Source organism: Pseudomonas sp. MPB23, from assembly GCF_046605395.1.
Taxonomy (GTDB): Bacteria; Pseudomonadota; Gammaproteobacteria; order Pseudomonadales; family Pseudomonadaceae; genus Aquipseudomonas.
In genome coordinates this window covers 5595566-5620681 of the sequence record NZ_CP176771.1, presented here as the reverse complement: position 1 = coordinate 5620681, position 25116 = coordinate 5595566, and the positions used below count along the sequence as shown (strand labels likewise).

21 protein-coding genes are annotated in these 25116 nt (G+C 57.3%); 9 read left to right on the top strand and 12 right to left on the bottom strand.

Translation table 11 applies throughout. The features are described 5' to 3' along the window. Positions 1-58: 58 nt before the first annotated feature. The 6 genes from ACLH0J_RS25440 to ACLH0J_RS25415 form a co-directional block, all read right to left on the bottom strand. A complete protein-coding gene (locus ACLH0J_RS25440; protein WP_411389574.1) occupies positions 59-478 on the bottom strand; it encodes a hypothetical protein in 420 nt (139 codons plus the stop codon). A 1404-nt stretch (positions 479-1882) separates the two neighbouring features. Further along, positions 1883-2299, bottom strand: coding sequence for a hypothetical protein (locus ACLH0J_RS25435; protein ID WP_277783881.1), 417 nt, complete (start codon positions 2297-2299; stop codon positions 1883-1885). 369 nt (positions 2300-2668) lie between these two features. Continuing rightward, entirely contained in the window at positions 2669-3085 is a 417-nt protein-coding gene (locus ACLH0J_RS25430) for a hypothetical protein (RefSeq protein WP_277783880.1), read from the bottom strand. Further along, a complete protein-coding gene (locus ACLH0J_RS25425; protein WP_411389573.1) occupies positions 3085-7938 on the bottom strand; it encodes an RHS repeat-associated core domain-containing protein in 4854 nt (1617 codons plus the stop codon). Before ACLH0J_RS25425 ends, ACLH0J_RS25430 begins: the two co-directional genes overlap by 1 nt. 198 nt (positions 7939-8136) lie before the next feature. Next, positions 8137-9618 (bottom strand): methyl-accepting chemotaxis protein, encoded by a 1482-nt coding sequence (locus tag ACLH0J_RS25420; RefSeq protein ID WP_277783878.1) that lies wholly within the window; start codon positions 9616-9618, stop codon positions 8137-8139. Positions 9619-9715: 97 nt separating this feature from the next. Then, positions 9716-10522, bottom strand: coding sequence for a TatD family hydrolase (locus tag ACLH0J_RS25415; RefSeq protein WP_277783877.1), 807 nt, complete (start codon positions 10520-10522; stop codon positions 9716-9718). A 236-nt stretch (positions 10523-10758) separates the two neighbouring features. Here ACLH0J_RS25415 and ACLH0J_RS25410 point away from each other — a divergent pair, with 236 nt between their 5' ends. The 3 genes from ACLH0J_RS25410 (at position 10759) to ACLH0J_RS25400 (ending at position 13287) form a co-directional block, all read left to right on the top strand. Beyond that, entirely contained in the window at positions 10759-12180 is a 1422-nt protein-coding gene (locus ACLH0J_RS25410) for a transglycosylase SLT domain-containing protein (RefSeq protein WP_277783876.1), read from the top strand. A gap of 102 nt (positions 12181-12282) precedes the next feature. Beyond that, the gene (locus tag ACLH0J_RS25405) at positions 12283-12717 is read left to right on the top strand and encodes a DoxX family protein (protein WP_411389572.1); all 435 of its coding nucleotides are present in this window, start codon (positions 12283-12285) and stop codon (positions 12715-12717) included. 261 nt (positions 12718-12978) lie between these two features. Continuing rightward, positions 12979-13287 carry a class I SAM-dependent methyltransferase gene (locus tag ACLH0J_RS25400; RefSeq protein ID WP_411389571.1) on the top strand — a complete coding sequence of 103 codons (309 nt, stop codon included), beginning with the start codon at positions 12979-12981 and terminating at the stop codon, positions 13285-13287. A gap of 4 nt (positions 13288-13291) precedes the next feature. Here the strand turns inward: ACLH0J_RS25400 and ACLH0J_RS25395 are convergent, their stop codons facing one another. From ACLH0J_RS25395 to ACLH0J_RS25385, 3 genes are read right to left on the bottom strand one after another with little or no spacing between them, the layout of a single operon-like run. Further along, a complete protein-coding gene (locus tag ACLH0J_RS25395) occupies positions 13292-15025 on the bottom strand; it encodes a Gldg family protein (RefSeq protein WP_411389570.1) in 1734 nt (577 codons plus the stop codon). Positions 15026-15040: 15 nt separating this feature from the next. Then, positions 15041-15766, bottom strand: a complete 726-nt coding sequence (locus ACLH0J_RS25390) for an ABC transporter permease (RefSeq protein WP_411389569.1) — start codon at positions 15764-15766, stop codon at positions 15041-15043. Further along, positions 15763-16689, bottom strand: coding sequence for an ABC transporter ATP-binding protein (locus ACLH0J_RS25385; protein WP_411389568.1), 927 nt, complete (start codon positions 16687-16689; stop codon positions 15763-15765). The genes ACLH0J_RS25390 and ACLH0J_RS25385 overlap by 4 nt, the downstream gene beginning before the upstream one ends. Positions 16690-16912: 223 nt before the next feature. Here ACLH0J_RS25385 and ACLH0J_RS25380 point away from each other — a divergent pair, with 223 nt between their 5' ends. Both ACLH0J_RS25380 and greB read left to right on the top strand, forming a co-directional pair. Then, positions 16913-17899, top strand: a complete 987-nt coding sequence (locus ACLH0J_RS25380) for a hypothetical protein (protein ID WP_411389567.1) — start codon at positions 16913-16915, stop codon at positions 17897-17899. A gap of 113 nt (positions 17900-18012) precedes the next feature. Further along, a complete protein-coding gene (gene greB, locus ACLH0J_RS25375) occupies positions 18013-18486 on the top strand; it encodes a transcription elongation factor GreB (RefSeq protein WP_010565082.1) in 474 nt (157 codons plus the stop codon). A 45-nt stretch (positions 18487-18531) separates the two neighbouring features. Here the strand turns inward: greB and ACLH0J_RS25370 are convergent, their stop codons facing one another. Next, complete coding sequence (locus ACLH0J_RS25370; RefSeq protein ID WP_411389566.1) at positions 18532-21042, bottom strand: ABC transporter permease; 2511 nt, start codon at positions 21040-21042, stop codon at positions 18532-18534. Further along, the gene (locus tag ACLH0J_RS25365) at positions 21042-21725 is read right to left on the bottom strand and encodes an ABC transporter ATP-binding protein (RefSeq protein ID WP_411389565.1); all 684 of its coding nucleotides are present in this window, start codon (positions 21723-21725) and stop codon (positions 21042-21044) included. Before ACLH0J_RS25365 ends, ACLH0J_RS25370 begins: the two co-directional genes overlap by 1 nt. A gap of 10 nt (positions 21726-21735) precedes the next feature. On the opposite strand from ACLH0J_RS25365, the gene ACLH0J_RS25360 reads away from it, so the two are divergent. The 3 genes from ACLH0J_RS25360 (at position 21736) to ACLH0J_RS25350 (ending at position 23748) form a co-directional block, all read left to right on the top strand. Beyond that, positions 21736-22341, top strand: a complete 606-nt coding sequence (locus ACLH0J_RS25360; protein WP_411389564.1) for an arylesterase — start codon at positions 21736-21738, stop codon at positions 22339-22341. A 58-nt stretch (positions 22342-22399) separates the two neighbouring features. Further along, positions 22400-22693, top strand: coding sequence for a hypothetical protein (locus ACLH0J_RS25355; protein WP_003172705.1), 294 nt, complete (start codon positions 22400-22402; stop codon positions 22691-22693). 89 nt (positions 22694-22782) lie between these two features. Then, positions 22783-23748, top strand: coding sequence for a L,D-transpeptidase family protein (locus tag ACLH0J_RS25350; RefSeq protein WP_411389563.1), 966 nt, complete (start codon positions 22783-22785; stop codon positions 23746-23748). 171 nt (positions 23749-23919) lie between these two features. Here ACLH0J_RS25350 and oprI read toward each other — a convergent pair whose 3' ends face one another. Next, positions 23920-24171 (bottom strand): outer membrane lipoprotei OprI, encoded by a 252-nt coding sequence (oprI, locus tag ACLH0J_RS25345; protein WP_003172710.1) that lies wholly within the window; start codon positions 24169-24171, stop codon positions 23920-23922. Positions 24172-24781: 610 nt separating this feature from the next. On the opposite strand from oprI, the gene ACLH0J_RS25340 reads away from it, so the two are divergent. Beyond that, positions 24782-25063 carry a GNAT family N-acetyltransferase gene (locus ACLH0J_RS25340; RefSeq protein WP_003189869.1) on the top strand — a complete coding sequence of 94 codons (282 nt, stop codon included), beginning with the start codon at positions 24782-24784 and terminating at the stop codon, positions 25061-25063. Positions 25064-25116 lie beyond the last annotated feature (53 nt).

Below are 25116 nucleotides of genomic sequence, written 5' to 3'. Positions count from 1 at the left end.
ATTCGTGTTCCAGGACTTGCTCGCCACAGGGGAAGTGCGTTCAGGGGCGGTGGTGTACTCACCAAGTTGATGGGTCTTCGAGGCTGGCTTTTTGGAGGTCTTCTTTCCAGATATCGTTGGCTAGTCGATAGATGTCGGCGAAGAAGCCTCGGGGATCATTAATCTTTGTTTCGTCCCAGGCCATGGTTGAATATGCTTCTGGATCGTCCTCAAAGTAGGAGTGGAAATTAAAATTTTCTGTATTTAAAGCAAGGGATAAGCTTTCAACTAATTTGTATTTATGGCGATATGAAAGCTTGTTGTATGGATCCAGACAATATTTAAGTATGAGGTTTTCTCTGTCTGCATTGTCGTTAGGATTATAACGAGCGAGCTCCTCTCCCTTGGTATCCTCTCTGTCGTAAATGTCAAAAATCCCTACGAAATAATATAAGCTGGCGTCGAAGGGTATGTGCTGGGAAGTTGGGTGGAATAGCATTTTTCATTCCTTGATGGGAAATAGAGTGAAAGGCGTGCCGTCTTCGCGAAATTTCATTTCTGCACCATTCATAAGTGGATTAGGTATGGGGGTTATTTGGGGATTTCTTGTTTGGTCTGTAGCCGCGTTCAGCCCCTTATAGTTCTAAACGCAAGATATCGTTTTTGTTGTCATCAACGGCTCGGCTGGGAGCATTAGAAATGCAGGCACTTGGCTCAATACTCGCCAGAAATCATAATTCACATTTTTTGACGCGATAAAGGTTTCCCTTTCAAGGTCGTCTGTGTTGTCAATGTCATAAGTTAACAACAATCCGCGGATTATCGACATGTCAGGTTTTCTTTCATGTTCGTTGAGCCCAACGACGTTGCATGGCCGTTTTTTCTAAAAATAGACTGTGTTCGATATGTCGCATTCAGTTTGTCTCTATGACTAATGTTGTGAGTTGCTGAAGTTCGTGTTTAGGCTCTCCTTCCTTCCTCTCTGAAATCTCGCTCGCCACAGGGGGGCGAGTTTACGTCTTTTGTTAATAGGTACTGATATATTGTTTTAGACGGTCCAGTAATGTTCTCATAAATGCTTGCTGATCAGTCACAGGGGTGCTGAAATAAGTTGTCATTGTGTTAAGTGCTGCATCGAAATTGTCCTTAATAGCAAGATAGTACTCAATCGATTCAATGAGTCGCTCTTGCTCTGGCTTTATATAAGATAGAAATTCTGATTTGGTTAATTCGTCAAAAAGTTCAATGAGTTATTTTTTGTTGTTTATATTTTTTGAGGAGATAAGGTTTTCTCTCTCAAGGTCGTCGGCGTTTTCAATGTCGTAAGTGAAGAGTAATCCACGAATTGTTGACATGCTCTGCGTTCTTTTCATATTCATACCTCGGTGTAAGCGGTTTTAGGTTTTTGATTTTTTCAGTATTGTGCGTGCGTTACGTTGGGGGGGGCTATAGTTTTAAACTCTGAAATACCTCCTCGCCGATAATTTCCCCCAATTTCATTGGCGCCATTGATGCAGGGTGATTGTTTTTCCTGAAAATTAAGCGCGTTCGATATGTTGAATAAAACTGGTCGTCCTGGTTCTGGAAGTCAATTGCAGTGGTAGGTATTTAAACTCTATTTTTTTGTGGTCTTTATGTATGTGGTTTTACCGCTCTAGTTGTTGAATTCTTCGCTGTTTTAACACTTTAAAGTTGAGGCTCCAGTGTTGTTTGCGCTCCTTTTTTCTCAGAACGTGCGCGCCCGCCATGGCATTCGGCGATCGGTTTGTCATCTCGTCAGAAAGGCTCGGTACCCCGGTCATATCCGAGACAGCGTGGCGCTTGGAGGCTATGTTCCTGCCGGACATTGTGACAAGCCTGCTCGCCACAGGGGGTTGTGCTTTCAGGGACGATGGCGGTGTGCTTACCAAGTTGATGGTTCTTCGAGGCTGGCTTTTTGGAGGTCGTCCTTCCAGACCTCGTTGGCTAGCCGATAGATGTCTGTGAAGAAGCCTCGGGGGTCATTAATCTCTGTTTCGTCCCAGGCTATTGTTATGTACTCATCGTAATTACTTTCAAATTCTTTGGCGAAGTCAAAGTCTGGAGTGTTCAGCGCGTCTTGAAGCGTTGAAATTAATACGAATCTATGTCTGTAAGAAAGATGCATAAGTTCTTTGAGAATAAAATTCTTTATGATGATTTCTCGTTCGTCAATATCATTAGGATCGTATTTCCACAGGGCCTCACCTTTGGTTTCTTCAAGGTCATATATTGATAGTGCCACCAGAATGTACGAAATCGTCGGCGTGAAGGGCCTGTCACTAAATGGGGATTTCAGCATCGTAAACTCAGTATGGGGATGCAGGGAAAGGACGGGTTATTTTATCTTTGTTAAGTCTGACTTCCACGTGGTCATTGTTTCTAAATGTTTTGGGTTGTTTTTTATTACTGGGCTTGCATCTGATATTAACATGCGTATTCTTATTGCCGGGTTACCGAAGGAGCTATGTTCTATATGTGAAAAATTGTTTCCTCGTATTGCTATGCATCTTGGAGTTGCTTGTTGTGGCGAGCAGGCTTGCCCTGCGTTGGGCTGCGCAGCAGCCCCAAAACCAGTCCCACGACCTCACTGAACAACCTCATCACGTTGACTGGGGCCGCTTCGCAGCCCAACGCAGGGTTTTGTGCTTTCAGGGGCGCGCCACTGTTTTTACCATGTTAATTGGTCTTCTAGACTGGCTTTTTGGAGGTCGTCTTTCCAAAAAATTTGAGCGAGCAGATAAATCTCATGTAAGAACGCTCTCGGATTTTCAAGTTCGTACCATTCCGCTCTTGGCCACGAGGCTGCCTCGTCATCACTTATTTCAAATAAGCTCTGAAAGTTATAATTTTTGTCGTTCAGGCTGCATTCTAATGACTTGATTAAAGCGTACTTGTGTCGATATGAAAGGTAGCTCAAGTCTAATGCGTAATTTTTTATGAGTTCCTCTCTATCAGCTTTGTTATTTGGGTTGTATTTCTCAAGCTCTGTGCCTAGTTCCTGCTCTCGGTCGTAAACATCGAATACACCAATAAACCATTTTAGGTCGGGGTCGAACGATTTATTTAAAAAAGGATTTTTTAACATTATTTTTTCTCAGTGGGAAAGGCAGTGAATGGGCGAGTGTTGTCATTTTTATCAAACTTTACCTCGAACCAATTCAGTTTTTCATTTAGGTGCGGGGTTGCAGTATCTTTTTTATTCGGTCGGTAGCCTCGTCCCGATCCCGGTGACTCAAGCTTAAGTATGGGGTTGTGGTCGTGATCTTCCCCGTTGAAACGATCTAGTCCAAGGGAATCGCGCGTCAACGCCTTGTTCAAGGCGATCAGTTGCATTCGCCAATTATAAAACTGGGAGCTTAAATTGCCTTTTCTGCTCGGTTTTATTAACCGGGCATTGGGGGCTGTTCCATCAATTGCCCTCTGCTTCAACGCGGCATCAGTGATTTCAGGACTGTGTTTAGCAACGGTGTGCATATCATATTTCTCTTCAAGCTCCAGCACTCGTCGTTTTGCATTCGCCTCAGTTAGAAGTTCAATGCGCGCTTGGCGTTCATCCCCGCTTGGCCTAGGGAGTGGCGGTTGTCGCTCGTCAACTTTGGTCTTTTCAGTCGGGCTTTCTAACCCGCTGGTGGGCTTGCATCCATCCGCACCTGGGCAAGTATTCAACCCCAGCGGATCCACCCACCCCGTAGGATTGGGCGCGTACTGGTACCTATTGATCCCACCCGCCAACTTCACCGGATCCGGCGTCAGGTAGCGACCAATATCCGGATTGTAGTAGCGATGACGGTTGTAGTGCAGCCCGCTTTCTTGATCGAAGTATTGCCCCTGGAAGCGCAGGGGATTGTCGATTTTTCCGCTGTCGAGGCGGGCGATTTCGCCGTAGGCGCGGTAGTGGGCGGACCAGACGATTTCGCCATCGGCGGCGGTGAGTTCCTGTGGGGTGCCGAGGTGGTCGAGTTGGTAGTGGTAGGGCGTTGTTTCGTTTGGACCAAAGCCTTCCAGCAGGGCCAGCGGGCGGAAGCTGTCGGGTTCGTAGAGGTAGCTGCGATGGCGCCCGGCATGGTGTTCGGCGATGAGTTTGTCGCCTTGCCAGAAAAACTCGGTCGTTACGTCATCAACGGTCTTGCTGATGCGCCGCCCGAACGGGTCGTAGCGATAACTGGCGGTTTGGCCGTTGGGCTGGGTAATGCCGATCAGGCGGTGTTGGCAGTCGTAGCGGTACTCGGTGACTAACGCGTGCCCACGTCCTCGCCGTTCGCGAATCAGATTGCCGAAGGCGTCGTAGTCGTAGGAGCGATCGCCCTGGATCGTCAGGCGGTTGCCGGCCACGATGTCGGGACCTGGGCGGTTTTGCATCAGCAGGTTGCCGGCCGGGTCGTGGGCGAAGCGTTCCTGGACGTCTTGGGAGTGGTCGGCGCGGGTCAGGCGGTTGAGTGGGTCGTAGTGGTAGCGGTGTTCGCCCTTGCGGGTGTCGAGCAGGCGGGTGAGGTTGCCGGATGGGTCGTAGTCGTACTGGCGTTGGTAGCGGTGCTGCGCCTGTTGGGTGACGGTGTGGGCATGCAGGCGTTGCTGGTCGTCGTAGTGGTAGTGGCTGAGCAGTTGGCCTTGCTGGCGTTGATGCTCCTGGCCGGCTTTGAATAGATGAGAGGTCAGCAGAGCGCCGTTCAACTCGACGGTGGCGAGGTGGCCGCCTTTGCCGTGGTTGAACACCACGCGGTTGTTGTCCGGCAGGCGCAGGTGTTGAAGTTGGCCGCAGGCGTCGTAGCCATAGCGCAAGGTGCCCCAGCCTTGGTGTTCGGCGGTGAGGCGGTCTTGGTGGTCGTATTCGTAGGCCAGCGCCCAGTGGCCGTCGTTGACGCTGAGGAGGTTGCCCTGGCGGTCGTAGGCATAGTCGACGGTGCTGCCATCGGGCAGGGTTTTTCTTACGAGGCGGCCGGCGTGATCGCGCTTGTAGCAGGTAATTAGCTGACTGCCGTCGTCGCCGTGTTCGGTCTTTTCCTGCAGGTTGCCGTTGAGGTCATAGGCGTAAGCGGTGCGCTGGCCGTCAAAGCCGGTTTCCTGCCGGATCAGGCCATTGGGGTGGTAGTCGAGCGTGTAGGACTCGCCGACCTCGTTTTCGACCTCGGTCAGCAATAACCTAACGTTGTCATAGCGGTATTTGACCTGGGTGCCATCGGCATTGATGCGGCGGCTGATCAGGTGCAGGCCGTCGGCGTATTCGTAGCGGGTGACGTGGCCGCGTTCATCGCGCTCGGCGGTGATTTTTCCGTAGGGGTTGTAGCTGTATTCCCTGATCGCGCCGCCAGGCTGAGTGAGTTTCAGCAGGCGCCCGGCAGCGTCCCATTGGTATTGGGTCAGCGCACCATGCTCGTCCTCCCGCGCAATCTGCCGGCCCAGATCGTCATAGCGATAACGCTTGATCCCGCCATTGGGCAGTTGCTCCTCAAGCAACTGCCCACGCTCATTCCACACCAGCCGATGACAGCTATGATCCGGGTACCACACCCCAACCAGTTGCCCGTATTTGTTGTAGCTGTAGTCGGTCACGTGACCAGCGGGATCGGTCTTACGCGTGACGTCGCCCTGGTCATTGCGCTCGTACTTCCAGACCGCCTCGCCGCGCCGCACAACCCGTACGAATCCGTGGTCATGCTCGTAGGTCGTCGGCTCATCGTCCCCCGGAAACAGCGCCACCAAGCGTCCGGCGTCGTCGTATTGATAGGCCGTCACCGCGCCGAGCGGATCCTGCTCAACCGTCAGCCGGCCTTTGTCGTCGTAGGAATTGAAGTGCGTGGCGCCATCCGGGTCGACGCGCTGCACCAGCCGCGCACGTTGATCGTGGATATACACTTCCTGGCTGCCATCGGCGTTGTGCACGGTGACGCGGCCGTCATCACCCCAGGCATAACGCGTGTCCATCTGGGTAAAACTGGCCCAATGCCGGACACATCTGGCCGCCTTGCCAGCGCCTTCCCACGCCCAAAAGAAACTCGCCCCACCGGCCAGTTGGCGTTCGAGAATCACGTGCTGCTCGTCGTACCGATAAACCTCGCGTCCACCGACGGCATTGGTCGCCGAGGTGAGTCGTCCCGCCTCGTCATAGGCGTAGGAAACGACGTTTTGTTCGGTCACCCACTCGAACGGTTCAGGCCCCTTGGCACGCTGAATCTGGTAGTCCACGGCCACGATACGGCCCGCCGCGTAGCGCAGACACAGCGAGCGACCCACGCCGTTATCCAGTCGTTCGATGCGCCCCAGGGCATCCCGGAAAATCCGCAGTCGGTTGTCATACGCGTCGCTGATCGCCGTCAGCGCCCCGTCGCGAAAGTGGTAGAACTGTGAGGCCTGCGCCAGCACCAGCTCATCCGGTGAAGCGCCCAGATAGATCGCCGCTTCGGCCAGGCTATTGGTGATCGCCGGTCGAGAGTCGGAAGGCAGCGGAAACGTCGTAGTCCGATTCTCATGGTCCGTCCACACCACCGAATCGCCCGACACCGACAGCCGCTGCGCCAGCGCGTGACTCCAGCCAAAGCCCAAGCCGCAATCCACGTCCACCGCACTGGTGCGGTACACACGCGTCCACTCGAATGGCAGGATCCCGTCCAACACCCCATCGGTCAGGGTCAGCAGTTCCTCGCCGGTGACCATCGACACCGGGCAACCGTGGGTGACGGTTTTGTCCGACGCCGCCACCGCATCGCCATTCGGATTTTTCGCCGAGGTCGGCACGTCATCCACGGGCTCCTGCCTGACCAGCGCCGTGTGCTGGCGTTTATCCCGCACCGCCGGCACCGGGTTGGAAACCAACTGATCGCCCGCTTTCAACGGCGCAACCGGCACGCTCCTGATCGGTGTCGCCGCGCTGCCCAACAGCAATGGCCTGGCCGCCTCGGCATGCGCCTCCAGCTTGGGCCCGACGACCTGATCGGCCAGCCGTTCCAGCCATTGGCGCGCACGGCCTGACTTGACATGACTCAACACCTGCGCGCCCAGGCGAATCTTCACGCCCATGCCCCGCGTGGCCCAGACCAGGAACAGATTGATCAACACCTCGCCGGTGATCTCGCCCAGCAGTTCGTACATCTGCGGCGGTGGCAGCAGCCGTATCCAGCCGACCATGGCGGCTAAATAGATAAACAGCAGCGGCTCGTCGCTGAGTATCAGCAGGCCGTGGGCAATTGCGTCTTTGCTGAGCTTGAGCAGCTCATCGAGTTCGGCCTGGGAGAGGTACTGCAGCAGCTTTTCGCTGTTGGCCTTGAGGTCCGCCAACAGGTCGTATAGCTGGGTGACGTTGTCCCAGAGGTTGTAGAGCGCCTTGGCAATCCCACTGGAAAACGCCACGCTCTGCAAGGCGCTGCGCTCGAACGGCGCGGCGTTGGCGAAGTCGCTCCATTGCGCGCTGAACGTCTGCGTCCACTCATCACGCAGGTGATTTTCTAGCTGCGCAATCAGCGCCTGATAGGACGCATACAGCGCCTTGACGTGAGCTTCGCAAACGTTGGGATAAAAGGTGATCTGGTAGCGCTGATCGCGGGCGCAGTCCTTGACTTCAAGTATGCCGCTGGGGCCAATCGTGTGATGGATCGGCGCGCCCATCGGGCTGCCATCCGCGGCAATGGCTTGCAGCATCACCGGCGTATTGCCGATGGGCACAAACTGCGCGCTTTCAAACAGATGCACCAGGGTCAACGACCCCTGGGCCTTGCACGTGGCCACGGTGTTGCTGGGGGCCGTGGAGGAAGCCGGCGCGACCAGCGCCACCTCATCCCCGACCTTGAATACCTGCTCAACCTCCAGCGCCGAAAAGCTCCAGAAGCTCGACGCCCATTGGTCAAAGGTGTTCAGGCACGTCCTGAAATCACGAAAGACGCTTTCGACGTCCGGCGCCTGGGCATTCATGGGGGCCAGGACGAAGCTGGCGATGACCGGAATCAAGAGGCAGCCCCGTTGAACGGGGCTGGGGTGGAGAAGTGCATCGGCGGTCCCTCGCGCTGGTTGGTCAGGCGAGAGACTTTGGAGAGGTTGGCGGGGGAAAGAAGTCGGCGTTATTCGCCGTGATGACTCGGAAGTTTCGCCAAAGCCTCAGGTAAACCGAGGCTTTGTTGTAGGCGGGGGATTACGGGTTGAAGAGTCCTACAGCTTCAACTGCCCAATCGCTTTGCTCAATTCCCCAGCCAAGGTTGCCAGTTCATTGCTGGTGGTCGCCGAACTCACGGTCTGCTGCACGGTGTTCTCGGTGACATCGCGAATACTCACCACCGCGCGGTTCATTTCTTCGGCCACATGGCTTTGCTGTTCGGCAGCGACGGCGATCTGAGTGTTGCTTTCGCGCATCTGCGCCACGGCGCCGGTGATTTCGGCGAGGGCGGCGCTGGCTTCCTGGGCTTGCTGTACGCAATCGTCAGCCTTGAACGAGCTTTCCTGCATAAAGTCCACCGCGTCACGGGTGCCGGCCTGCAGCGCCGAGATCATGAGGGTGATTTCGTCGGTGGAGCTTTGTACGCGTTTGGCGAGGTTGCGCACTTCATCGGCGACCACAGCAAACCCGCGGCCCATTTCCCCGGCGCGGGCGGCTTCGATCGCGGCGTTCAGCGCGAGCAGGTTGGTCTGTTCGGCGATGCTGTGGATCACACTGACCACGCTGTTGATTTTCTGACTGTCCTCGGCCAGCTTCTGGATCATTTCGGCGGTCTGTTGCACGCCGCTGGACAGGCCCGCGATCGACTGGCGAACACGGGTCACGACAGCCTGGCCGCTGCCGGCGAGTGTATCGGCGGTCTGGGACAGGTCGCGGGTGGCGCCGGCGTGTTGGGCGATATGGTGAACGGTGGCCGTCATTTCGTTGATGGCGGTGGCGGCCTGGTCGGTTTCGCTTTGCTGGCCAAGCATGCCGTGCTGCACCTCGTTCATGCTGCTCGCCAGTCGTGCGGCCCCTTCATCCAGTTGCTGGGCGGTGCGCGCCACGGTACCGACCACGCGCTGGTAGCCAGCCTGCATGGCGTTGAAGGCGGTGGCCATCTGGCCGACTTCATCCTTGCAGGCCAATGGCACACGGGCCGAGAGGTCGCCGGTTTTTTCGACGTGCAGCATTACGTCCTTGAGGGTGTTGAGTTGGCTGAGCAGGAAGCGGATCAACAGCTGCGAAGCCCCCAACATTGCCAGCATCAAGATCAATACCGCTACTGCATAGTTGGCGAAGCGTTCGCTGAACACTTGGCTCAGGCTGGGGGCATAGGCGAGCACGGCAACCTGTTGGCCGCCAGGACGCGTGATCACTTCAGCGCCCTTCAGCGGATTCTCGCCGAACAGGGGCATGTGATTGAGTTCGACCCAGCCGTTGGCGCTGCTCAGGGCTGACAGATCCATGTCAGCCAGTTGTGGGGTTTGGCCATGGGCGAATGTCAGCCAGTGCTCATCTTTGGGCAGAGCTTTGTCAACCGGCCAGGCGCTGAGCAATCGCCCTTGTGCCTGTGCCGAGGCTTGGGATGCGTCGCTGCGTGCCTGTTGTTCGAGCTGCACGGCATAGAGCACCAGCAGCAGGGTGGTAATGAAAGCGACCGCGTTGACGGCCCAGAATTTGTACTTCAGCGAGATATTGCTAAGCCAGGCACCCATAGAAGGTTTTTCTCTGATAGCGGAAACAGCATTGGCAAGGTGCCATTATTGTGCCGCTACTCAGGAAAACGGTTTTGACATGGGTCAATGCGTCGCTTCAGTGCACGGCGGACAATCCAAAAAAAGCGCGTGCGCTGGCGGTGCTGTGTTCGGCCAGGTCTTCCGTGCTTTCGTTGCGGTGCAGGGCCACTTCGCGCAGCACTTCCGGTAGGTAGGCGGGTTCATTGCGGCCGTTTTTCGGTTTGGGCCGCAGGGTGCGCGGCAACAGGTAGGGGGCATCGCTTTCCAGCATCAGACGGCCCCGGGGAATTTCCCTGACCAGCGGGTGCAGGTGCGTCCCACGGCGTTCGTCGCAGATCCAGCCAGTGATACCGATGTGCAGGTCAAGGTCGAGGTAGCTGAACAGCGCCTGCTGCTCGCCGGTGAAGCAATGCACCACGGCCGCAGTGAGGTGGTCGCGGTAGTCCTTGAGGATCCCCAGCAGGCGCTGGTTGGCGTCGCGTTCGTGCAGGAACACCGGCAGTTTGAGCTCGACGGCCAGGGCCAGGTGTTCTTCCAGGACTTTTTCCTGCTGCAGTCGCGGGGAAAAATCCCGGTTGAAATCCAACCCGCATTCGCCCACGGCACGTACGCGAGACTCGCTGAGCAAACCACGCAAACGTTGGGCGCTGTCGCCGTTCCAGTCACTGGCGCAGTGGGGATGGATTCCTGCGGTGCTGAACAGACGTTGGCCGCTTTCATCCAGTTTCAGGCAGAGTTCCAGGGCCTGTTCGCTACCGTCGACGCTGGTGCCGGTGAGCACCAATTGTTGCACGCCGGCGGCATAGGCACGTTCGAGAACGGCCTGGTGCTTCTCGTCGAAACTGGAGTTTGTGAGGTTGACGCCGATATCAATGAGTTGCATGGTGCTATCTCCGCCTGCGGCCGGAAAGCATATCAGAGCTGTAGATTTATAAGAAAACCGAAGAACTACAACGAGTTATAGCTGTCTTTGAACGTCGCAAGCGACATTGCAATGGGCTACTGGCCTTTTCCAATGCCGTCATTGCGTCACTTGCCAGCGCATAAAGCGCTCTGTTTCTGACCCCCATCGCCTCGTTTTTCGCGAGGACGTTGGCCAGTATTCTTTCCGGAGAGCGGATGATCCGACCCTCGGCGTTGCTTATGTTGTGCCTGACGTTACTGCTGCCCATGGCGGCGGTCGCGCGTCTGGACGGGCCGCTGGAAGTGGCCAAGCCCGGCAAGGTGCGCGATCTGGCGGACATTCGCTCCAGTCGTACCTTGCGCGTCTTGGTCAACCAGAGCCGCAACAGTTCCGGCGAGATCCAGGGCCAGGCCATTGGTGTCGAATACCATCGTTTGCGCGCCTTCGAGCAATACCTTAACGGTCACGCCCAGGATGGCCAGGAAATCAGCCTCAAGATCATTCCCAAGGCCAAGGATCAACTGCTCGGTGCGCTGGCCCGTGGGGAAGGCGACCTGGTGGCTCCCGGCGAATTGCTCGATGTGAAGGACGCGCACAAGATCAGCCGCAGTGATCCGATTGCCAGCGGTGTGCCGTTATGGCTGGTGGGCGTGAAGGGTGAGCGGCGGTTTACCCGGTTGGAGCAACTCTCCGGGCGAACCTTGACGTTGACCACTGGCAGCGCCGCAGCGGATGCCATCAACCAGGTCAACCAGAAGCTGGCCTTGCACAAGCAGCCGCCGATCAAGGTGGAGTGGGTCGATCCGTCCCTGGCTGTTGAAGATGTGCTGGAGATGGTCCAGGCCGGGATTTTTCACCTGACTATTGTTGAGAAGCCGATTGCCGAGCGCTGGTCGAAGATCCTGCCCAAGTTGCGCTTCGACAAGCAGGTGGCCATCAACGAACCTGGCGACGAGTTCTGGTTCGTGCGCCAGGATGCTTCGATGCTGCGTGCCAGTATCGATCGATTTATCAAAACCTATCGAACCCCCTCCGACCAGGATGTGGCATTCCAGCGTATTTACCGTCGCCTTTATCAAGTCCGCAACCCGCTGGCGCTGCTCGATCGCCAGCGTTTGGAGAAACTGCGTCCGGTCCTGCAAAAACATGCGCGCGAGCAGGGCATGGACTGGCTGAACCTGGCTGCACTGGCCTTCAAGGAGTCGGCGTTCGACCCCGGGGCGCGTAACGGCGGCGGACCCACAGGTCTGATGCAGATCACGCCCTCGGCGGCGCAGCGAGTGGGGGTCAGCAATATCGAGAACCTTGACAGTAATGTGCAGGCGGGCGCGCGTTACCTGGCGATGATCCGTCGCAAGTTCTTCGCCAGCCCCAAGCTCAACGAGCGCGAGCGCATGGCTTTTGTACTGGCGGCTTACAACATGGGGCCGGAGCGTGTGCAGGGCATGCGCACGGAGGCGAAACGCCGCGGGCTCAACCCCAACCAATGGTTTTTCCAGGTTGAACGCATTGCCATGGAGCAGGTGGGCATGGCAGCGGTGAGCTATGTTAATAGCGTCAACAAATACTATTTGGCGTTTGATCGGGACCGGGAGTCCTTGGAGCCACTGGCACCGAAGGTTGCCTCACGTAAATAATCGAATTATTCGATGTTAATAGTGCGTTTTTTCGGCTTTTATCATTGTTTAAACTGATTGATATGGCGGCCAACCCACCCTGTCTTGAAAAGGATTGACACCATGAGCCCATTGATCAAAAGCATTCTGTCCACCCGTGCAGGTTTTGGCGTGACCATTTTGCGTATCGTTGTCGGCATCATCTTCGCCGCCCACGGTTCGCAAAAACTCTTTGGTTGGTTCGGTGGCTACGGCCTGGCGGGCACTGCCCAGTGGATGGAAAGCATCGGTCTGGCCCCTGGTACGCTGATGGCGCTGTTGTCGGGGGGGACCGAATTCTTCGCCGGCCTGGCACTGATCATTGGTTTGTTGGCTCGCCCGGCGGCGTTGGGCCTGACCATTCTGTCGTTGGTGGCGATCTTCTCGGTGCATATCCATAACGGTCTGTTCATGGCCAACAATGGTTACGAGTTCGCACTGGCCCTGCTGGGCGGTTCGCTGGCGGTGCTGCTGGAAGGCGCGGGCAAGCTGTCTGCCGACCGTGCCATTGCCGACTGATCCCCTTGTAAAACCCAGAGCAGGCCCGCCTATGTGCGGGCCTTTTCGTTGCCTGGGATTCTTGACACCGCCCCATCGGCTTCTCTAGGATGCCGCTCATGCGCCGATTTAAACAGCTAATTGCGGGGCGCCACTGGGACTTCCTATAGCCCGACAGAAGCCTGGTCTCCCTTGCCGAGACCGCTTTGAAATACCGCTAAAGCGCTGGTTCGGTGTTGCCTCTCACCTGCCCGCAGACTTTTGAGGCAGAGACACGACACGATGAATGCATCACGCCCCCTGATACGCCTGGCTCCGATCACCGTAGCCCTCACTCAACGCAACCCGAAAATCCTCCTGGGCGGTAAGCACCAGCCGACGCTATTGCGTTACCTGGATGGCTGGCCGCGCCGTGCCGGGCGGGCATCGGCGTTCCTGATCCAGTTTGTCGAAGACGGCGAATCCCTTGCCCGGTTCGCCACTGGCAGCTTCGACCTGGCGGTTATCCAAGCCCCCAGTGCCGCTGATGCGGAAGAAGTGATCCGCCAATTGACGCGGATTGCTCGGCAGGGGCTGATCGCCAGGCGTTGAAGGCTCAGTGAAACGCGGTGCGACGCCGGCGTTGGCCAAGGAAAACCACCCACGCTGCCAGGCATAGCGCCAGCGGTATTGTGTAGGTCACGATCAGTTTGATCGCCAGTTCCAGGCGATGCACCCGTGCGTACGCTTCGACCCGCAACGCATGCAGCTCCATGGGCAAGCGCAGGCGTTCCTTGTTGAGCGCTTGCAACTGTGTCGTGGCATCCACCGCTTGGGTGCCGAGGACGGTTGCCTGTGGGCTCAACAGTTGCCATTCCTGTTCCGTACGTTGCAGACGTTGCTCCAACTCGCTCGCCTTCACGCGATAAGCCTGTTCGGCGGCGCTGCGCATGGTTTCAAGCGCCGTCGGCGACGTTTCCATCTGCGCGCGAGGGTGAATGCTGGCGAGTGCATCAAGGGCGGACAGGCTATCCAATGTGTTCAAGACAAACAGCGCGTTGTTGTCAGGCGTCAAGCTGCTCACCTGATCCATAAGCAAGTCCGTATCGGCGACGACGACGACGTGGATCTGCGCGGCCTTTTGCAGACCGGGCGGTTGCCCCTTGATGCCATCAGGAAATGCCGAATAGCCCGGCCCTTCGATACGGGCGGCAATCACGTGGCGTTTTCCTTTGATGGGCGTGTTATCAATCAACGAATCTGGCGCGGTACCGCCCGCGAAGCCTTCAACGTTGAGCAATTCGGATTGCTCGGAACTCTGCAGTAGAGGTGTGAAGGTTGTACGACTTTTACTGCGTCGGGAGAGGGCGCCGCTACTCGATACCGTCATCCCATTCAATTTCCATGTGCTGATATCCTGTGTGTTCATCGCCTGCTGTGGCAGCCTCAACCGGCCGGGATGATGCGCCCCTTTCTTTTCGGTGCCGGGCGTCTCCGACGGCGCGTAGAGGTTATCGACCAGCCATTTGTTCGCCGGCATCTGGATCCCCCAGGCGGCAAGCAGTTCATCCAGGTGGGAATTGGCCGGCTTGGCGTTCGGGCTACGTTCGCTGATGGGGTCGATGAACATCATCAACTTGCCGCCTTTCAATACAAATTGCTCAATCGCGTACAGGGTTCGCTCAGGTAACACGCGCGGGTGCACGACCATCAGTGTCTTGACGTGTTCCGGGATACGCTCGGTGGTTGATTCCAGCGGGGCCAGGTTGAAATGCCGCTGCAATTCCTTCAGCAATCGCCGGGCGGACTCCTCCATTGGCAATCCTGACAGCAGCCCGATGGTCGGGCGCTCCGGGTGCTGCAACTTATAGATCAGGTGGCTGATTTCATAGTTGAGCAAGGGCTCCCGGTCGAGGCTGAATGATTCGATGCGTTGTGCACCGTGACCGGCGCGGGTACCGATAAGGCCGATAAACCCTAACTTGTCATCGAGGCCAAATAACCGAGCTCTGTAGGCGTCTTCGGAAAAGGGGGCAGGGTCGATAAGATGCAGGTTGATCATGCCCTTGGCTGCTTTTTCGTATTCCTTGAGCACATCCTCAATGCGTTTGCCATAGCGTTTTAGTGCGTAACTTCTCTGCGAGTCGCTGTTTGCACTGAAATAATACAAGTCCAGCGGGGTTTGCAACGAACCGAGAAATTGACGTAGGGGCACCGATAATGTGTGGGTTTTTTGTTGGGTAAAGTCCCATCGGATATTGGGGATTTTGTTTACCCAAACCAAGTTGAAGGCCAGAAAAAGTAACGCGATGACCGTGAGTGTCATGCCGGTGCGCAGCGCTGATCGCATTAAGGACTTTCCTTCTCAGCTGTGCTTATAGTTGAGGATCACTGTTGTCGCAGTGAGAAAAGCCAGGATCAAACTAATGAAGTAAAGCGTATCGCGGAGCGTGAACTTTCCATTGTCGATCATGCTGAATCGAGAAAGCGGGCTGAGGGAGGCATAGCTGTCGATCACCCAGACAGGCGCCTGGTGTTCCAGTGCATCTACCACAGCAGAAAGTCCGCTGGCTGAGAGCAATAAGCCCACCGTCAATACGAAGATAACGATGCGCTGGCGTACCAGTGTAAAAATAAAACAGGCAACAGAAAGGTAACTGCCTGCCAGCAACCAACTCGCCAGGAATTGCGAGGCAATGATGCTGTTGTCCGCCGTGCCCAGATAGTTGGCAATGATGACCAGGGGGAACATCAGCAGCAGTGCCATGCCGGCGACGGCCCAGGCGGCAAGAAATTTACCGATGACCCATTCAACCGTCGTGACAGGCAATGTTTTCATCAGGTCGAGAAAGCCGGTATTGGATTCATCCGACCAGAGTTGCAATGCCAGAGCAGGGATCAAGAGTAAATAAAGCCAGGGATGCAACTGGAAGAAAACCTGTAAGTGGCGGGTGTCGCGTTCCAGCCATGGGCTCATGTACAACCCCAATGTCACCGACAGTACCAGGAAAATGGCAATACTCAGGTAGGTGCCAGGCGTGCTTGCATACGTGACGATTTGACGCTTGAAAATGACAGGCAGCAGTTTCAAAGAGGGGCCTCGCGGCTCAGATGGTGAACTACATCGTGCAGGCGACCTGGTTCCAGGTTCAGTGAGTTGATTTTCCAGCGGCGATTGGCGATGAGGGTATTGATGTGGGGGTAGATCGCATGCCCCGGCATGGCCAGGACGGTCACGGTGCCGGGTGCATGCCGATGTTCTTCGATACCGGCGACTCCGGGCAGTACGGCGAGGGCCAGCAGGTCCAAGGGGGTGTCGGCGGCAAGGGTGACCGCCTGGAAATGGCGAGAGTCGCGTTGCAGCTCGGACAGTGGTGTATCGGCGACCAGGCGACCGCCTGCGATAACCAGCGCGCGGGTACAGACCTGTGACAATTGCTCGCAATCGCGGGAGGCGATGATCACCGTCATTTCTTGCGTCAATGACTGGATCAGGGCCCTGAACTGGTGTTTTTGATCCGGCGCCATCCCCTCGGTTGGTTCATCCAGCAGTAACAAGGCCGGCGAATGCAGGATGGCCTGGGCAATCGCGACTTTGCGCTTCAACCCGGTGGAGAGGGCGTCGAGCGGTGCGTTGAGTACCGACAACACGTCCAGCCGCGTGGCGACCTCTTCTACTCGTGCTCGTTTTTCGCTGCCGCGCAACCCACGCATGGCGGCGATGAAGCCAAGAAATGCGTTAACCGACAGGGTGGGGTGATCGAGGTTCTGGTCGAGCTGGTAGCCGACAAGTTCTCTTGTTTTAAAGGGATGGGTTTGAGTATTGAAACCCTGAATGTTTATATAGCCGCTGGAAGGTTGCATCAAACCCGATATCAGATTGAGCAGTGTAGTTTTAGCGGTATGGTCTTCTCCAAATAATCCTAGGCATTCTGGGTGGTCGGCACTGAAAGAGAAGTCGCTGATTATTTTTTTCTTGTCCAGATGTTTTGTCAGATTGCTTATTTCGATCATATTTTTACCGAATAAGTTTGGTATGACGTCAGTGGCTAGATCGAAAAAGGTTACGGGCAATAGACGTTTTTGGGAACGCCGAGCGGCATTAATAAGACAAGTCCTACGTGCGCGACAAGCGGGTCGCTGAAACAATTGTTTGGTGTTTTATAACTTCTAATTGTCGAATGTTTATTTGTTGTTTATTTAAACTTTCCGCCGCTTGTGATGAGGCCTGATTATCATGATGCTTCTACGTACGCTTGTTCTTGAACGTAACGGTCAGGGTGCGCCAGTCAACGGTGCATTGCTTTGTGGCTTTGCCATAGGACAGATTGCCTCCAACTTTCTTGTTTACAGCCTTGATGAGGAAGTGGAACCGGGGAGTTCCAGAGTCTACATTGCGGCCTTACGCAAAAAACTCGAGCGGTATTTTTTAGGCGGTGTTGAGTCCAAAGAAGATTTGCAAGTGGCTATGCATGTTTTCAAGCAAATCCTGACCCTGGCCGCGTCGGGCGCCAAGCCAGGCGGTGTGACCGAAGCCCAGGTTCCTTATCATTTTGTCGACTTGAAAGGCTGCAAGCTGCCGCCAGCCAGGCCCGAGGATCATCATTCGGTGATCATCAAGAAGGCGCTGGTGATGAAAGTGATCACGCTTGGAGTGTCTGCTCCAACGCTTCCTGCCATTGAAAGTGCTTCCTTGATCGTGCCGTCCATTCGCTTCTCATCGCAAATGAGCTCGGCTCCAAAGGTGGCGAATCTGCCGGAACCTGAGCGTCTGCCTGCACCTGAGCATTCCGTTCAGGAGGTGCATGAGGCATCTGTTGAGACGTCCTCAAACGGTGTTCAGGCTGCGCCTGTTGTACCTCGCGAGCCAGACGCTACGGCACAGTCGAGGCTTCCCGCGTCAGTGGGGGACAGCGCTTTGTTTGAAGTGGACAGTACGTTGACCAACCTGGCGCGCGTCGCTCAGGAACTGACTCAACAAAAACTCGCTGCAATCGAACGTGAAACGGCGCTTGAGCAATGGCAAGCCCGATTGCAGCAAGAGCAGAGCCAACTGGATGAAAAGGCCCGTGAACTGGAGCGGCGCACCGCGCAGTTGCAGGAGCAGTCGCAGGCGGTCAGCCAAAGGACCGAAACGTTGACGGTGATGACATCCCAGGTCTCAGGCCTGCGGCAGAGCTTGCGAGGCATGTTGCTTGAATTGGATCAGGCGTTGGATCGTTAGACTGGCCTGGCTACTTTGCCGCGTTCATTTATCATCGACCCCAGTCAGCCGACGCCAGGCTACGAATGCCTGGCCTATCGGCACCTATGGACATTGCCTGGGGATGCGAGCGTTTGAGTACCAAGCTGATTACCAAAGAAGGTCATGAAGCGCTGAAGAAAGAGCTGGATTACCTGTGGCGTGAAAAACGCCCGGACACTACGCGCAAAGTGACATGGGCCGCTTCGCTGGGGGACCGCAGCGAAAACGCCGACTACCAGTACAACAAGAAACTGCTGCGTGAGATCGACCGTCGTGTGCGCTACCTGCGTAAGCGTCTGGAAGACATGCGGGTGGTGGAGTACATGCCCGAGCAGGAAGGCAAGGTGTTTTTCGGCGCCTGGGTCGAAATCGAAAACGAGCAGGGCGAGACCAAGCGTTTTCGCATCGTCGGTTATGACGAGATTTATGATCGGATGGACTACATCTCCATCGACTCTCCGATGGCCAGGGCGTTGTTGCGCAAGGAAGTGGACGATGAGGCCATCGTGCAGACGCCGGGGGGTGAAGTGTGCTGGTGGATCACCCGTATCGAGTATGTGAAGTGACCGCCGCTGGCGCGTTGCCTGGACAGGAGGCGCGCCAGCGAGGTCTCAGCCCTCGCGCAGTACGGTCAGCGGGCTGGCATTCAATGCACGGCGCGTACCGAATACTCCGGCTCCACCGATCAGCACTGCACCGATCACCGGCAGCAGCAGCAACCACGGGTGCGGATGCCAGGCCAGGTCAAATGCATAGCGGTACAGCACCCAGGTCACCAGTTCTGTCCCCAGCGCCGCCAGCACGCCGCTGACAGCCCCCAGCAGACCGAACTCGATGCGCCTGGCCTTGACCAGTAACTTGCGTTCGGCACCCAGTGCGCGCAACAACGCGCCTTGACGGATACGCTCATCGAGGGTGGCCTGCAGGCCGGAGAACAGCACCGCCATCCCGGCCGCCAGCACGAACAGCAGCACGTATTCCACCGCCAGGGTCACTTGGGCGAGGATGCTGCGCAACTGCTCCAGCAGCGCCTCGACCTGCAGGATCGTGACCGCCGGGAATGCCCGCGACAGGTCGACGATCTGCTGGTCGTGGCCGGGGGCCAGGTAAAAGCTGGTCAGGTAGGTCGTGGGCAGATCCTTCAAGGTGCCTGGCTGGAAAATCATGAAGAAGTTGGGCTGGAAGTTATCCCAGTTGATGGTGCGCAGGCTGGTGACCCGTGCTTCACGATTTTCCCCACCGACCGTGAAGACCAAGTGGTCGTTGAGTTTGAGTTTGAGGCTTTGTGCCACCTTGGCTTCCACCGAGACCCCGGGAATGTCATCGGTGGGTTGTTGCGACCACCACGACCCCGCGGTCAGGGCGTTGCCCGGCGGCAGGTCGGCGGCCCAGGTCAGGCTCAAGTCACGTTGTACCGCGCGGTCACCGCTGGAGTCCTTGCTGACAAGCTCCTGCACCGGTTCGCCGTTGATACTTATCAGTCGGCCTGGCACTACCGGATACAACGGCGCCGATTGTGCCTGCACGTCCAGCAGGCGTGCGCCAAAGGCGTCTTTGTCGGCGGGCAGGATATTCAGGGCGAAATAGTTGGGCGCGTCCTTGGGCAACTGGTTTTGCCAGGTGTCGAGCAACTCGCCGCGCAACAGGGCAATCAAGCCCATGGACAGCAGGATCAGGCCAAACGCCAGGGACTGGCCTGCCGCTGCCAATGGGTGGCGCAGCAACTGCCCCAAGCCCAGGCGCCAAGGCAGGGACGCACGGGCCAGCAGTCGACGCAGGCTTTGCAGCAAGAGCAAGAGCAAGCCGCCGAGGATCAACGCGGCCACCACGCCACCGCCCAGCAGGGCGAAGGTCAGTACCAGATCCAGGCTCAAGCGCCACATGATCAGGCCCAGGGCGAACAGTGCCGCGCCATAGACCATCCAGGTGCTGGACGGGATGGGCAGCATGTCGCGACGCAACACCCGCAGCGGCGGTACGCGGCCCAGTGCGGCCAGCGGTGGCAGGGCGAAGCCGGCCAGGGCGATCAGCCCGGTGCCGATCCCGGCGATGGCTGGCAGCAAGCCGCCAGGGGGAACGTCCGCCGGCAGCAGGTCGTGCAAAAAGTAGAACAGGCCGAATTGCGCCAGCCAGCCCAACAGGGCGCCAGTCAAACTCGCGAACAGGCCCAGGACGCTCAACTGCAGGCTGAAGAGCAACATGGTTTCGCGTCGTGACAAGCCCAGGCAGCGCAACAATGCACTGGCATCGAAACGTCGGGTGGCAAAGCGGTTGGCCGACAAAGCCACGGCCACGCCAGCCAGCAGCACCGCAACCAGGCTGGCCATGTTCAGGTAACGCTCGGCCTTGCCCAAGGCGCCGCCGATCTGCTGGTTGCCGTCCCGTGAGTCCTGCAAGCGCTGGTTGGCGGCAAGGCCCGGCTTGACCAGGTCACGGTAGGTTTGCAGTGCCGTAGTGTCCGAGGGGCCGCGCCACAGTTCGCGGTAACTGACGCGGCTGCCGGGCTGGACCACGCCGGTGGCATCCAGGTCCGCGAGGTTGATCATCACCCTGGGCGTGAGGCTGTAGAAATTACCGGCGCGGTCCGGCTCATAGGTGAGCACGCGGGCCAGGCGCAGGGTCTTCATGCCCACGTCGATGCTGTCGCCGACCTTGAGGTCCAGGGCCGTCAACAGCCGTGCTTCCACCCAGGCTTCACCGGGTTTCGGGCCGCCGCCAGGGGTTTCATCGCCAAAGGGCGCGGCGGCGCTCTTCAGTTCGCCCCGCAGCGGGTACTGTTCGTTGACCGCCTTGATGCTGGAGAGCTGGATGCCGTTGTCGGTGGCAATGACGCTGGAAAACTCCACGACGCGGGCGTGATCCAGGCCGAGTTCAGTCCCGGACCTGATCTGTTCGTGCCGCGCTGGCGAGCTGCCTTCGAGCACCAGGTCGGCCCCCAGGAACTCGGTGGCGCGCAACAGCATGGCGCCGTTAAGGCGGGCACCGAAGTAACCGATGGCGGTACTGGCGGCGACGGCCACCAGCAGGGCGAAAAACAACACGCGCAGTTCGCCGGCGCGGGCATCGCGCAGTAATTGGCGCATGGCCAGGCTGAACAGACGCAATAGCGGCAAACGTGCCATCAAGGCTCCAGGGGCGCGACCATCAGGCCGGCTTCAAGGCGGATCAGGCGTCGGCAACGGTGGGCCAGGCGCTCGTCGTGAGTGACCAGTACCAGGGTCGTGCCGTTCTCTTTGTTGAGTTCGAACAGCAGGTCGCTGATGCGCTCGCCGGTATGGCTGTCGAGGTTGCCGGTGGGTTCGTCGGCAAACAGCACGTCCGGCTCGGCGGCAAAGGCGCGGGCAATCGCCACCCGTTGCTGCTCACCACCGGAGAGTTGGCGTGGCGAGTGGGTCAGGCGTTGGCCCAGGCCGACACGTTCGAGCAGGTGCCTGGCGCGCTCGCGGGCATCTTTGCGGCCGTCCAGCTCCAGCGGCAGCATGACGTTTTCCAGGGCGTTGAGGCTGTCGAGCAATTGGAAGGACTGGAACACGAAGCCTACGTGCTCGGCGCGGATGCGCGCCCGCTGGTCTTCGTCAAGGGTGCTCAGGGCTAGCCCGGCAAGCGTGACTTCGCCGCTGCTGGGAAGGTCGAGGCCGGCCAGCAGGCCCAGGAGGGTGGATTTGCCGGAACCGGAGCTGCCGACGATCGCCAGGCTATCGCCCTTGTTCAGTTCCAGGTTCAGTTCGTGCAGGATAGTCAGTTCACCTTCCGCGCTGGGAACCACTTTGCTAAGGTTCCGCGCGATGAGAATGCTTGCGCCCATGGAGAATCCGATGCGAATGTGGTTTTTGAGTGCTGGCCTGGCCCTGATGTGCATGGCCCAGAACGCAGCGGCGGGTACAGTCCTGATCGTTGGCGATAGTATCAGTGCCGGTTTCGGCCTGGATACCAGCAAAGGGTGGGTGGCCTTGCTGGCGCAACGGCTCAAGAAGGAAGGTTTCGACGATAAAGTGGTTAACGCCTCTATCAGTGGCGACACCAGTGCCGGAGGCCTGGCACGGCTGCCGGCGGCGCTTGCAGCGCATAAGCCGGACGTGGTGGTGATCGAATTGGGCGGTAACGACGGCTTGCGCGGGCAGCCCCCCGCGCAATTGCAACAAAATCTTGCGTCGATGATCGACCAGTCCAGGGCCGGCGGTGCCAAGGTGCTGTTGCTGGGCATGCAGTTGCCACCCAATTACGGCCCGCGATACACCCAGGCGTTCACTGAAGTGTATGGCGTGTTGGCCAAGGAAAAAAACGTCCCGCTGGTGCCGTTTTTCCTTGAAGGCGTGGGCGGGCATCCGGAGCTGATGCAGGCCGATCAACTGCATCCGGCGGTCGGTGCCCAGGGCAAGTTGCTGGAAAATGTCTGGCCGACGCTAAAACCGCTGCTATGACGCTTTTCTACCGGCAGGCTTTCGGCTAAGGTGGCGCCCCCCCGATTTGGAGCCCTCGATGTCGCGTCCTGCCTGGTCCCTGTTTAATTATCAACTGATCGAGCCGGACGAGCAGTTGGATCTGTTCGCCTGCCAGGAAGTGCGGGTGCATCTGGTGACGCGTCAATTGGAACTGGGCGGCTCCATCGATCGCACGCTGTGCGGCACTTTATTGCCGGCGCAACCGCGCTGGTCGCTGGTCGACCGTTCGATCTTCCAGGACCAGCGTTTGTGCCCCTTGTGCCGGGCGATCCTCGAGTCGCAGAAGCGCGGCACGCCACCGATCTGGCCGGAGCTGCGTTTTGAGCTGTAGGCGGCTGCGACAACCTTGCAGCTAGATGCCTACTTCACGTATACAATCGATTTTTTAACTACCCGTCGTTCTGCGAAGGATTTTTTCGGATGTTGTCGCGCCTTTCCGTCGTCACCTGCTGCCTGTCGCTTGTTGCCATGTGTGCGGCCGGTTCTGCAGCCGCCTTGCAGTTGCCCTTGCCACCCCCTGGTGAAGATATCGTCGGTCAGGTCCAAGTGATCAAGGCCAAGTACGAAGACACCTTTGCCGACCTGGGTACCACCTATGACCTGGGGTATTCGGAGATGGTCGCGGCCAACCCGGGCATCGATGCCTGGTTGCCGGGCGCGGGTACCGAGATCGTGCTGCCGACGCGTTTCATCCTGCCGCCGGGCCCTCGGGAAGGCATCGTGATCAACCTGGCGGAATACCGGCTCTACTATTTCCCCAAGGGCCAGAACGTGGTCTATACCTTCCCGCTGGGGATCGGTCGTGAAGGTTGGGGCTCGCCCATAGCCCACACCAGTATTATCGCCAAGACGCCGAACCCTACCTGGACCCCGCCGGCCTCGATCAAGGCCGAGCATGCCGCCAATGGCGATCCGTTGCCCAACGTGGTGCCGGCTGGCCCGGACAACCCCTTGGGCCCGTTCAAGTTCACCCTGGGGACGCCGGGTTACCTGATCCACGGTTCCAACATGAAGTTCGGTATCGGCACGCGTACCAGTCACGGTTGCTTCCGCATGTTCAACAACAACGTGTTGGAAATGGCCAGCATGGTGCCGGTGGGTACGCCGGTGCGCATTATCAACGATGCCTACAAATTCGGCAGCAGCGGCGGTAAGGTCTACCTCGAAGCGCATACGCCCTTGAACGATGATGGCACGCCGTCCGTGGTCGACAAGCACACGGCGGTGATCAACGCTTTGCTCAAGCGCCAAGACCTGGCTAACAACCTGCGGGTGAACTGGGATCAGGTGCGTGACGTGGTTGCCGCCGAAGATGGCCTGCCGACCGAAATCGGTGTGCCGGGTGCCGCATCTGTGGTGTCGAGCACGCCACTCGATCTTCAGTAGGTGCGAGCTTGCTCGCGAAAAAGCTCAGGGCACCGTGCTAATTCAGGAATCCCGCGTCATCGTTGAAGATCTTCGCGGGCCAGTCCGCTCCCACAGGTGGGAGTCATGAATTTCGGGCAATAAAAAGCCGATCCAAGAATGGATCGGCTTGGTAACAACCCCGAAGGACTATTACTTGCGGCTAGCTTTTTCAAGCATGCGCAGAGCACGCTCGTTAGCTTCGTCAGCAGTCTGTTGTGCTTTTTGAGCAGCAGCCAGAGCTTCATCAGCTTTACGGTAGGCTTCGTCTGCACGAGCCTGGGAGCGAGCTGCTGCGTCTTCAGTTGCAGTCAGACGAGCTTCGGTTTCTTTGGAGACGCTGCTGCAACCGGTAGCCAGAACTGCGGCCAGAGCCAGAGCAGAGAATTTCAGAACGTTGTTCATCGTGTTCCCCTTCAAGGACTTTCTATTAAATGGCTACTTTCTCAGAGTGAGCTAATAGCCGGCGTACATACTACTCATTACTTGTAGTAAGTAAACTGACGTAGCGCAAGAAGCAAAAAAAAATTCTGTGGCGAATCTATTTTTGCTAATCCTTTGCCGGATTGTATAAAAAGTGTTCAATTTTTTGCCGTTAGCTGAACATGGGGGCCCGCCTGAGAGGGCCGGCCCGCATGTGTCAAGCCTTGAAGATAAATGAAAATTTATATATCGAAGCTAGCACTTTCGTACAGGTTGACTTTGCCAAACCCTGTATCTTTTACACATGTAGAGGTGACTTTAACAGCACCTGTTCGTCTCAAGCTTCAACTGCCGGCAATGTTCAGGCTTTCGGTCGCGATTGATCGAGGCCCTTTCTATATCCGCCAGCCACAGGGATGACGAGTGCGTCTTGAGCAATTTCAGGATTGCTGCCTACTATTCTCTGCGTGCTGGTTGTGAGCGCTCAGGGTTTTCTCGTTGTCGAAACCGGCACGGGGTGGCGTAGATGTTCCTTCGCCGGAAAAACATCGGTAAGGTAGGGGTCAAAATTCAAGACCCGCGAGGAGTAGTGATGAGCGAGGCGTTGTCCATCCACCATGACCAGGCTGGTCATCAGTTCGAGACCAATGTGGACGGTCATCGTGCCTACCTGACCTATATGGACCTCGGGAAACAGACCTTGGACATCTATCGGACCTTCGTGCCCAACGCACTGCGAGGCCGCGGTATCGCGGCTGCATTGACCGAGGAAGCCTTGAAGTTCGCCGAAGAGGCCGGTTACACGGTGATCCCGTCGTGCTCTTACGTCGAGCGCTACATGGAGCGCCACCAGCGCCATGCCGCAAAGCTGTAAGGCATGAACAGCAACATGAAAAACGCCGGGCTTAGCCCGGCGTTTTTGTGTGC